12 protein-coding genes are annotated in these 12,872 nt (G+C 70.6%); 6 read left to right on the top strand and 6 right to left on the bottom strand.

Translation table 11 applies throughout. The features are described from left to right. The coding region (locus JWQ91_RS10020; protein WP_297783108.1) for a hypothetical protein at positions 1-254 on the top strand (254 nt) is incomplete at its 5' end. Between the two features lie 7 nt (positions 255-261). Here JWQ91_RS10020 and JWQ91_RS10015 read toward each other — a convergent pair. Then, positions 262-762, bottom strand: coding sequence for a hemerythrin domain-containing protein (locus tag JWQ91_RS10015; protein WP_297783106.1), 501 nt, complete (start codon positions 760-762; stop codon positions 262-264). A gap of 86 nt (positions 763-848) precedes the next feature. Between JWQ91_RS10015 and JWQ91_RS10010 the strand changes: the two genes are divergently transcribed. The 3 genes from JWQ91_RS10010 to JWQ91_RS10000 all read left to right on the top strand — a co-directional run bounded on the left by JWQ91_RS10010 (position 849) and on the right by JWQ91_RS10000 (position 3,798). Next, a complete protein-coding gene (locus JWQ91_RS10010; protein ID WP_297783103.1) occupies positions 849-1,643 on the top strand; it encodes an adenylate/guanylate cyclase domain-containing protein in 795 nt (264 codons plus the stop codon). 67 nt (positions 1,644-1,710) lie between these two features. Then, positions 1,711-2,361 carry a biliverdin-producing heme oxygenase gene (locus JWQ91_RS10005; protein ID WP_297783100.1) on the top strand — a complete coding sequence of 217 codons (651 nt, stop codon included), beginning with the start codon at positions 1,711-1,713 and terminating at the stop codon, positions 2,359-2,361. Between the two features lie 45 nt (positions 2,362-2,406). Continuing rightward, the gene (locus JWQ91_RS10000; protein ID WP_297783098.1) at positions 2,407-3,798 is read left to right on the top strand and encodes a DUF2867 domain-containing protein; all 1,392 of its coding nucleotides are present in this window, start codon (positions 2,407-2,409) and stop codon (positions 3,796-3,798) included. Positions 3,799-4,021: 223 nt separating this feature from the next. On the opposite strand, the gene JWQ91_RS09995 is transcribed toward JWQ91_RS10000, so the two are convergent. Further along, positions 4,022-4,519, bottom strand: a complete 498-nt coding sequence (locus JWQ91_RS09995) for a DUF1003 domain-containing protein (RefSeq protein WP_297783094.1) — start codon at positions 4,517-4,519, stop codon at positions 4,022-4,024. Further along, positions 4,512-5,774: a CBS domain-containing protein gene (locus JWQ91_RS09990; RefSeq protein WP_297783091.1), complete on the bottom strand. Its 1,263-nt coding sequence runs from the start codon at positions 5,772-5,774 to the stop codon at positions 4,512-4,514. The genes JWQ91_RS09995 and JWQ91_RS09990 overlap by 8 nt, the downstream gene beginning before the upstream one ends. Positions 5,775-5,870: 96 nt before the next feature. On the opposite strand from JWQ91_RS09990, the gene JWQ91_RS09985 reads away from it, so the two are divergent. Next, positions 5,871-7,388, top strand: a complete 1,518-nt coding sequence (locus JWQ91_RS09985) for an OFA family MFS transporter (RefSeq protein WP_297783088.1) — start codon at positions 5,871-5,873, stop codon at positions 7,386-7,388. Between the two features lie 46 nt (positions 7,389-7,434). On the opposite strand, the gene JWQ91_RS09980 is transcribed toward JWQ91_RS09985, so the two are convergent. Genes JWQ91_RS09980 through JWQ91_RS09970 form a run of 3 tightly spaced genes read right to left on the bottom strand, consistent with a single transcriptional unit; the run spans position 7,435 to position 11,317 of the window. After that, positions 7,435-9,810, bottom strand: a complete 2,376-nt coding sequence (locus JWQ91_RS09980; RefSeq protein ID WP_297783086.1) for an FdhF/YdeP family oxidoreductase — start codon at positions 9,808-9,810, stop codon at positions 7,435-7,437. A gap of 24 nt (positions 9,811-9,834) precedes the next feature. Then, entirely contained in the window at positions 9,835-10,272 is a 438-nt protein-coding gene (locus JWQ91_RS09975; protein ID WP_297783084.1) for a hypothetical protein, read from the bottom strand. Between the two features lie 4 nt (positions 10,273-10,276). After that, the gene (locus JWQ91_RS09970) at positions 10,277-11,317 is read right to left on the bottom strand and encodes an alpha/beta hydrolase fold domain-containing protein (protein WP_297783081.1); all 1,041 of its coding nucleotides are present in this window, start codon (positions 11,315-11,317) and stop codon (positions 10,277-10,279) included. Between the two features lie 132 nt (positions 11,318-11,449). Between JWQ91_RS09970 and JWQ91_RS09965 the strand changes: the two genes are divergently transcribed. Beyond that, on the top strand, positions 11,450-12,829 hold the full coding sequence (locus tag JWQ91_RS09965) for a wax ester/triacylglycerol synthase family O-acyltransferase (RefSeq protein ID WP_297783079.1): 1,380 nt from the start codon (positions 11,450-11,452) through the stop codon (positions 12,827-12,829). Positions 12,830-12,872 lie beyond the last annotated feature (43 nt).

The raw sequence follows: 12,872 nt of genomic DNA, 5'->3' as shown, positions 1-12,872 counted from the left end.
CGCTGCCGTCACCGCAGGTCATCGCGTGGCGCGGGCTGGAGTCCGACAGGAGGTACGTCCAGGTGAGCGCCGCACATCACCGCAGCCCCATCCACGGCACGGCCACCGCTGTGCTGATCTGCGACGGGCACCGCACGTTCTGGGAGAAGCTGATCGACGGGGCCGAGATCGAGCCCGGCGCCGAGCGGCCGCTCCGCCCCGAGGACCTCGCCACGGCGTGGGAGCAGACCCCGCTCGAGCCCCCGACGCACTAGTCGGGTCTCACTTGACGATCGCGTCGACCGTCTTCTTGAGGGCGCTGGGCTGTGACGGGCGACGGGGAGCGGTCTTCTTGCTCTCGATCATCTCGGCGCCGATCTCCTGCAGCGTGGTGCGGCCGAGCCCCTCGCGGACCTTGGGGAACCAGTCCTGCTCCTCCTCGTCCATGTGGTGCGTGACGTTCTCGATCAGGACCGTCGTCTTGGCGGTGAACCTCTCGTGCTCGGGCTCCATGGCGGCGAGCTCGACGACCAGGACGTCGGCGACGTGGTGCTCCTCGTACGACTCGAGGACATCGTCCTCGAGGTCGGGCAGCAGGTCGCGGACCCGGGGGTACATGATCTCGTTCTCGATGTACGTGTGGACGGTCAGCAGCTCGATCATCCTGTCGACGAGCTTGCCCTTCGTCTTGTGGGCGTTCTCGCCGGCGTCCTCGAAGTCCTTGAAGACCTTGCGGATCTCCTGGTGGTCGTTCTTGAGCAGCACGATGGCGTCGGTCGACATGGGTCCTCCTGGCGGGGTGGTCTGGGTCCCGGGGGGAGTACCCGCGCAGCCGGACCGCAACCGCCCGCTGCCGCTACCGTGTTCCCGTGTCCGTCCTCGAGATCGCGCTCCTGGCGGTCACCGCCGTCCTGGCCGTGCTGCTCGTCGTCACGACGACCCGGCTGCGGGTGGCCCGCCGCGACATCGAGGACCTGCGGTCCGGCGTCCCCCGGCGGCGGCTCGTGCCCCGGCCCGAGGATGCTGTCCGCACCGTCGTCGGGACAGCGATGAAGGTCCGCGACCACGGCCTGAGCGGTGCGCTCCGCAGCTCGATCGACGACCTCGCGCTGTGGGCCGACGTCGAGCGTCCCGACCTGGCCCGGATGGCGGCGGCCGACGGCACCGTGACGATCCTGTTCTCCGACATCGAGGGCTCGACCGAGCTCAACCACCGGCTCGGTGACCAGGGCTGGGTCCGCCTGCTGGGCCGGCACGACCGGATCATCGAGAAGGCCGTCGCCGCTCACTCCGGTCACGTCATCAAGACGCAGGGCGACGGCTTCATGGTCGCGTTCGCCGAGGCGTCGGAGGCCGTCGGCGCGGCGTGCGACGTCCAGCGCAGGCTGGCAGGACTGCGTCCGGGGTCCCGGCTGTCCGGCGTCAAGGTACGCATCGGGGCGCACCGGGGCTCGGCGGTCCACCGCGACGGCGACCTGTTCGGCCGCAACGTCGCCTACGCCGCCCGCGTCGCCGCCCAGGCCGAGGGCGGTGAGGTGCTGGTCAGCGACACGGTGCTGGCCGCCCTCGCGGAGGACGACCACCGGGTGCTCGAGTCGCGGGAAGCAGTGCTCAAGGGCGTACCCGGCAGCCACGGGCTGCACGCGATCGACTGGCGACGCTGACCCGGTGAGGGTCCCCTTGCCCCGGCCCGGGATCATAGGAGGGAGCCCAGCCGATCGAGGAGTCCGCATGACCCTGACCGCGGACGACCGGACCGGGTCGCTGTCGGCGCTGCTGCGCTCGGGCTCGCAGGCCGAGCACACCGCTGCCGAGTCGTCGAGCTTCATGTCCGAGCTGCTGGCCGGTGGGGTCGCCGAGGCGGGCTACGCGCACTACCTGGGCCTGCTTCGCCGGGTCTACGAGGCGCTGGAGGGAGTTGCGCGCGAGCTCACCGACGACCCGGTCGCGGCCGCCGTCATCGACCCCACGATCGAGCGGCTCGCCGCGATCGACGCCGACCTCGACCACTGGGGACGGGTCGACGTCCCGAGCCCGGCCGCCGATGCGTACGTCGCGCGGATCCACGCCACCACCGGGTGGGGCGGGCTGTTCATCGCCCACCACTACACGCGCTATCTCGGCGACCTGTCCGGCGGGCAGGCGATCGGCCGGATCCTGACCCGCGAGTTCGACCTCGACGGGGCCGGGGTCGCGTTCTACGAGTTCGCCGCGGTGCCCAAGCCCAAGCTCTACAAGGATGCCTACCGCGCCCGGCTGGACGCCCTGCCGCTGGACGAGGCCGAGCGGGCGCGGGTGCTGGCCGAGGTCAAGGACGTCTTCCGCCTCAACGGCGGCCTGTTCACCGAGCTCACGGGGCACCTGGGGTCGTACCGCCGCTGATCGGCTCGGGAGGCGCGGCCCGCCATCCCGTGGCACCGTGATCCGGTGACGACTGACGGACGCCTCGCCCTCGTGACCGGAGTGACCGGATACATCGGGGCCCAGCTCGTCCCCCGGCTGCTCGCGGACGGCTGGCGCGTGCGGGTGCTGACCCGGGACGCCGGCCGGCTCCGCGACGAGCCGTGGGTCGACGACGTCGAGATCGTGGTCGGCGACGCGCAGGACCGAGCCGTGCTGGACGAGGCGACCCTCGGCGTGGACGCCGCGTGGTTCCTGATCCACTCGATGAGCGGTGCGCGGGACTACGCGGCCCGCGACCGCGAGATCGCCGGGTCGTTCGGCGCGTCCTGCTCGGCGAACGGGGTGTCCCGGATCGTCTACCTCGGTGGCCTCTACCCGGACCACGCCAAGCTGTCCCCGCATCTGGTCTCCCGCCGGCAGGTCGGCGACATCCTGCTGGACTCGGGGGTGCCCACCGCGGTGCTGCAGGCCGGCATCGTGGTCGGCGTCGGGTCGGTGTCGTACGACCTGCTGCGCACGATGGCCGAGGCGCTGCCCGCGCTCGTCGCGCCGGACTGGATCGACCACCTCGTGCAGCCGATCTCGATCGAGGACGTGCTGCACTACCTCGTCGCCGCGGCGGACCTGCCGCCCGACGTCAGCCGGGCCTTCGACATCGGTGGTCCCGACGCGCTGTCCTACCGGGACCTGCTGCACGTCTACGCCGAGGAGGCCGGGCTGCGGCGGCGCCCCATCGTCACGGTGCCGGTCCTGCTGCCGCGGACGACCGCGCTCGCGGCTGGCATCGTCGCGCCCGTCCCCACGAGCCTGGTCAGTGCGCTGGTCGCGAGCCTCGCGCACGACATGGTGTGCCGGGAGAACGACATCACCGACCACCTCCCCGAGCCACCCGAGCGGCGGCTGACCTTCCGGGAAGCGGTGGTCCGCGCCCTCGAGTCTCCGGACGAGCCCGGCGACGGGCCCGCGGACCTCGAGGACGTCCGCACGGTCGACACCGCCCTCCCGGCGGACGAGCTGTGGCGGGGTGTGGAGGCGATCGGCGGGACCGCGGGCGCGTACCCGTTCGCGCCGCTGTGGTGGGTCCGCGGCACGGTCGACCGGTTGCTCGGCGGGCCCGGGTTCGCGATGGGGCGTGAGGACGGGGCCCTCGGCCGGGGTGACGTCGTCGACTTCTGGACCGTCGACCGGGTCGTGCCGGGCCGCTCCGTCCGGCTGCGGCCGCGCATGAAGATCCCAGGACGGACGCTCGTCGACCTCACGGTCGAGCCCATCGGGGCCGGGTCACGCCTCGTGATCCGCACGTCGTTCCGTCCGCGTGGGGCGATCGGGATCGTGTACTGGTACGGATTCCTGCCCGGCCACGTCGTGCTGTTCCAGCGCTGGGCCCAGCAGCTCGCGAACGGTGCCGCGGTCTGATCTGGCCCACCCCTCGGCAGGTGGAGGTGGACCGGCCACCTCAATCGCCGCATGGGATTGCGAAGTCACCGCCGCCCGTGCCTCTGAGCCGCTATTGGCGGAGGTGGCCGGACAGGGAGTCGATCGGCGCGTCCTCGAACATGCCTCAACTCTAGAGGTCGCCACCGACACATATATTCTGCGGTTCCAGTATTTTTCAGAGAAGAGACAGGCCTCCGCGCCGCTAGCTGTCCTCGGCCTCGGACCGCTCGTCGAGGTCGGACAGCAGATTGCGGAGCTCGCCGCGGATGAAGTCGCGGGTCGCGACCTCGCCGATGCCGAGGCGCAGGCTCGCGACCTCGCGGGCGAGAAACTCCATGTCGGCGTTGGCCTGGGCCGCCGACGCGCGGTCCTGCTCCTGCGTGACCCGGTCCCGGGCCTCCTGCCGGTTCTGCGCCAGGAGGATCAGCGGGGCGGCGTACGACGCCTGCAGCGACAGGATCAGGGTCAGGAAGATGAATGGGTAGTCGTCCCAACGGTGACGGTCGGGCCCGTACGGCATGTTCCACGCGATCCAGACCACGACGAAGACCGTCATCCACGCGATGAACGTCGCGGTGCCGAGGAAGCGGGCGGTCGACTCGGCAAAGCGTCCGAACCGCTCGGGGTCGCTCTCGCGGCGCGGCGGTCGGAACGTGCGACGCACCTCGCGGGGCTGGTCGAGCCGGGCGCGCTCAGCCATGCGCCACCACCTCCCCGTCGTCGGGGTCGCTCTCGCGCCAGCCCTCGGGGAGCAGGTGGTCGAGCACGTCGTCGATCGTCACCGCCCCGAGGAGGTGGGCGTTCTCGTCGACGACCGGCAGCGCGACCATGTTGTAGGCCGCGAGCAGGTTGGCGACGTGCTCGAGCGAAGCGGTCGGACGCGGCCAGTCGATGTCGTTGTCGACGATCGCGCCGACCAGGGTCGACGGCGGCTCGCGGAGCAGGGCCTGGAAGTGCACGATGCCGAGGAACCTGCCGGTGGGCGTCTCCAGCGGCGGCCGGCACACGTAGACCAAGGATGCGAGCGCCGGGATCAGGTCGGGGTTGCGGACACGGGCCAGCGCCTCGGCGATCGTCGCGTCGGCCGGCAGGACGACCGGCTCGGTCGTCATCATGCCGCCCGCGGTGCGCTCCTCGTAGGACAGCAGGCGACGCACGTCTTCGGCGTCCTCCGGCTCCATCTGCGCCAGCAGCTGCTCGGCGGTGGCCGGCGGCAGCTCGCCCAGCAGGTCGGCCGCGTCGTCGGGGTCCATCTCGGTCAGGACGTCGACGGCACGGTCCGGGTCGAGGACGCCCAGGACCTCGATCTGGAACTTCTCGGGCAGCTCCTCGAGGACGTCGGCGAGCCGCTCGTCGTCGAGCTCGGTGATGACTTCCATGCGCCGCTTGGGGGTCAGGTCGCGCAACGCGTTGGCGACGTCCGCCGCGCGCATCTCGTCCATCGTGGCGAGCAGATGGGTCGCGCCCTGGCCGGTCTCCTCCCGGGTCAGGCCCGTGACCTCGTCCCACTCCAGGACCTGGTGCTGGCCTCGGCGGCCGAAGCGCTTGCCGCCGGCCTGCACCGCGAGGCTGCTGATGTACCAGTCGCGGCGGGGGTCCTGCTCCATCGCGAGGTCGTACACCGTGCCGGCGGTGCCGTCGGGCAGCGTCACGGTCCGATCGAGGAGCTCGTGGATCGCGAGGGTCTCGGTCTTGCGCTGCTCGAACCGGCGGACGTTCAGGACGCCCGTCGTGATGATCTGGCCCGAGTCGAGCGATGTCACGCGGGTGATCGGGAGGAAGACCCGCCGGCGGCCCAGCACCTCGACGACGATGCCCAGGACGCGCGGGCGCTGCTTGGCGGACCGGACCGCGACGACGACGTCACGCAGCTTGCCGACCTGGTCGCCCGCGGGGTCGAAGACCGCCTGACCCACGATACGGGACAGGAAGATACGGCCGGGGGTTGCGCTCACGCTGGCACTGTACCGGGGGCCCGCGCTCTCGGAATGCGGCTCGCTTCCCGCGCCCGTACGTTGAGACCTGCGACACACGTCTCAATTGGGGGGAACATGTCACTAGCCGTCCTCGACCGCCGTCACACGGTCGCCAAGCCCGGGTTCAACCGCTGGCTGATCCCGCCGGCCGCGCTGGCCGTCCACCTGTGCATCGGTCAGGTGTACGCCACGAGCGTCTACAAGGCGTCGCTCGTGCAGCACTTCGACTCCAGCCTGACCAAGATCGGCGTGATCTTCTCGATCGCGATCGTCATGCTCGGGCTGTCCGCGGCGATCTTCGGCACGTGGGTCGACTCCGGCGGCCCGCGCCGGGCGATGGTCACCGCCGCGCTGTTCTGGTCCGGCGGATTCATGATCGGCTCGCTCGGCATCGCGACCGACCAGCTGTGGCTCGTCTACCTGGGCTACGGGTTCATCGGCGGCATCGGGCTGGGGATCGGCTACATCTCGCCGGTGTCGACCCTGATCAAGTGGTTCCCCGACCGGCCGGGTCTCGCCACCGGGATGGCGATCATGGGCTTCGGTGGCGGAGCGATGATCGCGAGCCCGCTGTCGTCCAAGCTGCTCGGCATCTTCGACGACCAGTACGACACCGCGACGGGCATCGCGTCCGGGTCCGCCGTGGCCAAGCTGTTCGTGACGCTCGGGCTGATCTACCTCGTGCTGATGCTGTTCGGCGCCTGGCTCATCCGCGTCCCGGCGGACGGCTGGAAGCCGCAGGGCTTCGACCCGTCGAAGGTCAAGGGCAAGGCGCTCGTGACGACCGACAACGTCTCGGCCGACAACGCGATCAAGACCAAGCAGTTCTGGTTCCTGTGGGTGGTCCTGTTCTGCAACGTCACGGCCGGCATCGGCATCCTCGAGCAGGCCGCCCCGATGATCCAGGACTTCTTCCGCGACGGTGACACGTCATCGGTCAGCGCCGCGTCCGCGGCCGGCTTCGTGGGGCTGCTCTCGCTGTTCAACCTCGCTGGCCGGTTCCTCTGGTCGACGACCTCGGACGTCGTGGGCCGCAAGAACGTCTACGTCGTCTATCTCGGCGTCGGGGTCATCCTGTACGCCCTCCTGGCCTTCCAGGGCTCCAGCTCGACGACCCTGTTCGCCCTGCTCGCCGGCGTGATCCTGAGCTTCTACGGCGGCGGGTTCGCGACCGCCCCGGCGTATCTGCGGGACCTGTTCGGCACGTTCCAGGTGGGCGCGATCCACGGTCGGCTGCTGACGGCGTGGTCCGCCGCCGGCGTCGCCGGACCGCTGATCGTCAACCGGATCCTCGACACCCAGGGCGAGCCCGGCAGCCTCAACGCCGGCGACTACAAGCCGGCCCTGCTGACGATGGTTGCGATCCTCGCGGTCGGCTTCGTCTCCAACCTGCTGATCCGGCCGGTCGACGCGCGCTTCCACGAGGAGCCGGGCGGCGCCGGGCCGACCGCGGAGGAGCACGCCGCATCGGCGGAGCACGACGTCCCGGTGGCATCGGCCGGACCGCTGATCGTGGTCGCCTGGGTCGTCGTCGCGATCCCGTTGGCGTACGGGATCTACGAGACCATCGTCAAGGCCGCGGACCTGTTCTGACCCCAGAGCCCGATCCGGCTGGGCACCGCCCAGCCGGATCGGCCGCTCAGCTGAGGTGCTTGATCTCGGGGCGTTTCTTGTGCCCCTCGTCGCTGCCGGTCGAGTCCTGCGCCGAGAAGCTCTCGAACGAGCCCGTGCGCCGGACCGTGGAGTCCATCGGCGCCAGGCTCACGATGACCGACTTCGACGTCGGGCAGTTGCTGCCCTCGGCGGTGGAGTCGAGCGGCACCAGCGGGTTGGTCTCGGGGTAGTAGGCCGCCGCCGTGCCGCGCGGCGTGTCGTACGAGACGATCCGGAACGCCGGGGCGACCCGGTCGATCTCGTCCTCGTCCCAGCGGGTCGACAGGTCGACCATGTCGCCGTCGCGGAAGCCCAGCGCCTCGATGTCGTCGGGGTGCACGAACACGACCCGTCGACCGCCCTCGATGCCGCGGTAGCGGTCGCTGAACCCGTAGATCGTGGTGTTGAACTGGTCGTGGCTGCGCAGTGTCTGCAGCAGCAGATGCCCGTCGGGTACCTGCAGGACGTCGATCGGGGAGCAGACGAACTCGGCCGAGCCGGACTTGGTGTCGAACGTCCGGGTGTCCCGCGGCGGGTGCGGGAGGATGAAGCCACCGGGGCGGTCGACCTTGGCGGTGTAGTCCTCGCAACCCGCCACGACGCGCGAGATGTGGTCGCGCACGACGTCGTAGTCGTCGGCCATCGCGGCCCACCGGATGCCGTACCGGTCGCCGAGGGTCGCCTCGGCGATCCCGCACACGATCGCGGTCTCGGACCGCAGCTCGGGGCTCGCCGGCTCCAGCACGCCCCGGGAGGCGTGGACGGCGCAGACCGAGTCCTCGACCGAGACGAACTGCTCCTTGCCGCCGCGCACGTCCTTCTCGGTGCGACCCAGGGTCGGCAGGATCAGGGCCGTCTCGCCGCACACCAGGTGCGAGCGGTTGAGCTTGGTCGAGATCTGCACCGTCAGCCGGGTACGCATGAGGGCGCGTGCCGTCACCGGGGTGTCGGGGGCGGCCTGCACGAAGTTGCCACCCAGGCCGACGAACACGTGCGCCTCGTCGTCGCGCATCGCGCGGACCGCGTTGACCGTGTCGAACCCGTGCTCGCGCGGCGGGTCGAAGCCGAACTCGGCCTGCAGGGCGTCCAGGAACTGTGCCGGCGGACGCTCCCAGATCCCCATCGTCCGGTCGCCCTGGACGTTGGAGTGGCCGCGGATCGGGAAGAGACCGGCGCCGGGCTTGCCGATGTCACCGCGCGCGAAGGCGACGTTGCAGACCTCCTTGATCGTCGCGACCGCGTTGCGGTGCTGCGTCAGGCCCATGGCCCAGCAGTAGATCGTCTTGTCGGAGGCGCGGATCATCTCGGCCGCCTCGGTGATCTGCTGGCGGGTCAGCCCCGTCGCGGTCTCGACGGTCGTCCAGTCCACCGCGGCGACGTGCTGCGCCCACTGCTCGAAGCCGGTCGAGTGCCGCTCGATGAAGTCGTGGTCGAGGGCGTCCCACTCCACCAGGAGCGACCCGAGGGCCTGGAAGAACGCGAGGTCGCCGTTGATCCGGATGGGCAGGTGCAGGTCGGCGATCTCGGTGCCCTTGCCGACGATGCCGCGGGGCACCTGGGGGTTGCGGAAGTTGTGCAGGCCGGCCTCGCGGAGCGGGTTGACCGCGATGATCTTGGCGCCGCGGCGCTTTGCGATCTCGAGGGCGGACAGCATCCGGGGGTGGTTGGTACCGGGGTTCTGCCCGGCGATCAGGATGACGTCGGCCTGGTAGACGTCGTTCATCGAGACGCTGGCCTTGCCGATCCCGATCGACTCGGCGAGCGCGATGCTGGTCGACTCGTGACACATGTTGGAGCAGTCCGGCATGTTGTTGGTGCCGAACGCCCTGGCGAACAACTGGTAGGAGAACGCGGCCTCGTTCGACGCGCGGCCCGACGTGTAGAACAGCGCCTGGTCGGGGGAGTCGAGGCGGTGCAGGTGGCCCGCGACGAGCTTGAACGCCTCGTCCCACGCGATCGGCTCGTAGTGGGTCCCGCCGGGGCGTTTGACCATCGGGTGGGTGATCCGGCCCTGCTGGCCCAGCCAGTGCTCGTCGTGGGAGTCGAGCTCGGCGATGCTGTGGCGGGCGAAGAACTCCGGCGTCGCGCGGGCCTTGGTGGCCTCCTCGGCGACGGCCTTGGCCCCGTTCTCGCAGAACTCCGCGGCGTGACGGTGCTCGGGATCCGGGTCGGGCCACGCGCAGCTCATGCAGTCGAAGCCATCGGCCTGGTTGAGCTTGAGCAGGGTCTTGGCGGTGTTCTTGACGCCCATGTGGCCGATCGCGCGCTGCATCGAGACGCGGACCGCGGTGACCCCCGCCGCCGCGCTCTTGGGTCCGTGGATCTCGAGATCGTCCTCGTTGACGTCATGTGCCTTGGACATGTGTCCTCCTGGAGTCGTGGTGAGCTAGTGGGAGAGCGACGGCCGCGTCGCCCTCAGGGTGGCGTCGATCTCGCCCGGGACCGCGACCACACCGGTCGGGACGAGGCGCACGACGACCGACTCGCGGCCCCAGCGCTCGATCGCGTCGCCGCTGTCGGTGAGGTTGAGCCGGCCGGACTTCAGCGCTGACGTCACGGTGTCCCAGTGCTCGGACCCCGGGGCGACGACCTCGACCCGGGCCTCGGCCTCGGCGACCCGGGCGCGGGTCGACTTGCTGCGCAGCAACAGGGTCACGACCGGCTGGGCCGCGATGTCGGGCAGGGCCTGCTCGGTGCCGCCGGAGACGACCGCGACGGCGTCGCCGACCCACTCGTGCCAGACGGCGTGGGACCGGCCGGCGTAGGAGACCCACACCAGTCCCGACTTCTTGGCCAGGTCGGCGACGAGGTCGGTGGTGGTCACAAGCTCAGCGTACGGCGGCGATCGTGCCGGCGCCCGCCGGTGAGGGCGCGCTCGAGGTCTGCACGGACTTGCGCTCCTCGAGGCCGCGCACGAACGTACCGATCTCGTCGATCGCGTGACGCGCCTCCGGGAGCCACGATGCCGCGGCCTGGAAGACGTGGACCTGCTTCTCCCACACCTGCAGGTCGCACGGCACGCCGGCGGCCACCAGGCGGCTGGCCATGAGCTCGGCGTCGGCCATCAGGACCTCCCGTGAGCCGATCTGGACGAGGGCCGGCGGCATGTCGGCCAGCGGCATGTCGACCGGGCAGGCGCGCGAGCCGGATATCCCGCGGCGCGAGTCGATGCGACCTGAGACCTCGTGCAGCTTGGTGAAGGCCGACAACGGGAAGGTCTGGCAGCGGTTGGCGTTGCGGTGCCCCTGTTTGCGGGTGGGGTCGAAGTCGAGCAGCGGCGAGAGGGCCACCACGCCGGCCGGGCGGCCCCAGCCCTTGTCGATGACGGCGCGGGCGACGCTGAACGCGAGGTAGCCCCCGGCGCTGTCACCCGCGATCGTGATGTTGCCCGGCTCGTAGCCCTGGTCGAGCAGCCAGCGGAACCCGTCTACCCCGTCGGCGACCGACTCGGTGATGGGCTCATAGGGCATCTGGCGGTAGCCGACGTTGAGCACGGGCTGCTTTGACGCGTAGGACACGCGGGACACCAGCCGGCGGTGCGTGTTGAGGCCGCAGGTCAGGAAGGCGCCGCCGTGGAAGTAGAGGATCGCGTGCTCGTTGCCGCCGCTGATGTCGGTGACGCCCTTGGCCTGCAGCCACTCGCTCTTGCTGGTGGGCAGGTCGACCGAGCGCCACATCGTGCCCTCGTGGACGGGCAGCAGCTTGGCGGCGTGCTCGACGACGTTGGGCGGGAAGACGTCGAACGGCAGGCGGGTCCACACGCCGATCGCGGGCCGGACCGTGAGACGGAGCCCTATGCCGAGGAGCTTGGACTGGACGCTGGAACCGCGGAAGTACTGGGGCTCTGCCGCCAGCGTCAGATGTGCCATGGTGCTTCCCTTGTTCAGCGGTGGACCGGTCAACCTGGGCGTTCACCCGGACGTCACCTATCGTGACTTGCGTCACAACCTGTCAGCAGCGTAGCGCGAAGTCAGGATCACTCCCGTCGAAGGATTGCCCGAATGCCGTTCATCCCGCCCACGGACTCGATGTTCCTGCTGGCCGAGTCGCGCGAGCACCCCATGCACGTCGGGGGGCTCCAGCTGTTCGTCCCACCCGAGGGCGCGGGCCCGGAGTACGTCCGCGAGCTGCTCGACACGTTTCGCACGACGGGTCACGTCTCGCCGTTGTTCCGCAAGCGTCCGGCCGAGCCGGTGGGTTCGCTGGGCCAGACCTGGTGGAAGACCGACGAGACGATCGACTACGACCACCACGTCCGGCACTCGGCGGTCCCGCAGCCCGGACGGATCCGCGAGCTGCTGCAGCTGACCTCGCGCTGGCACGGGTCGCTGCTGGACCGGCACCGACCGTTGTGGGAGGCCCACATCGTCGAGGGTCTCGCCGACGGCCGGTTCGCGGTCTACACCAAGGTCCACCACTCGTTGATCGACGGCGTCTCGGCGCTGCGGCTCATGCAGCGCTCGCTCAGCGAGGACCCCGACGCCCAGGACTGCGTGCCGCCGTGGGCGCTGCCCGCCCGGGGCGGTGGCGGAGGGGGCCGCAAGGGGCTCGATGCCAAGGGGCTGCTGCGGGCCGGCGCCTCCGCGGTGGGGGGCGCCGCCGGGATGCTGCCGGCCACGCTGCGGGTCGGCAACGAGATCCTCCGCGAGGGGGACGTCACGCTGCCGCGGGCGCCCAAGACGATCCTCAACGGCCCGGTCGGCGGCGCCCGCCGGTTCGCCGCGCAGTCGTGGGAGATCGAGCGCATCCAGCGGGTCGCGAAGTCCTCCGCGACGACGCTCAACGACGTCGTCCTCGCGATGGTGTCGGGGGCCCTGCGGGCGTACCTGCAGGAGCAGCACGCTCTCCCGAGCGAGCCGATGACCGCGATGGTGCCGGTCTCGCTGGCCCTGCGCGCCGACTCCGCCGGCTCGTCGAGCGGCGGCGGCAACTCGGTCGGCACGATCATCGTCAACCTGGCGACCGACCGGGAGAGCGGTCCGACCCGGCTGGAGGAGATCGCGTTCTCCTCGCGCCGGGCCAAGAAGATCATGGAGGACCTGACGCCGGCGCAGATCCTGGCGTTCTCGGCGGTGCAGATGCTGCCGCTCGCGCTGACCCCGGTGCCGGGCTTCGTGAAGTACACCCACCCGCCGTTCAACGTCGTGGTCTCCAACGTCCCGGGCCCCACCGAGGAGATGTACTTCAACGGCGCCAAGCTCGACGGGATGTATCCGGTGTCGATCGTCCTGGACGGCCAGGCGCTCAACATCACCCTGACGAGCCGGGGCAAGTTCCTCGACTTCGGCCTGATCGGCTGCCGCCGCTCGGTCCCTCACCTGCAGCGACTGCTGATCCACCTCGAGGCGGCCCTGGCCGAGCTCGAGACCGCCTGGGGCTGAGCTCCGCTGGGCGTGACGTTTGCGCCCCTGAACGGCCCGATTC

Origin of the sequence: Aeromicrobium sp. (assembly GCF_025965075.1) — a bacterium.
In the GTDB taxonomy this organism is placed as follows: Bacteria; Actinomycetota; Actinomycetes; order Propionibacteriales; family Nocardioidaceae; genus Aeromicrobium.
The sequence above is the reverse complement of the archived record's forward strand: the minus strand, read 5'-3'. Positions and strand labels throughout refer to the sequence as shown.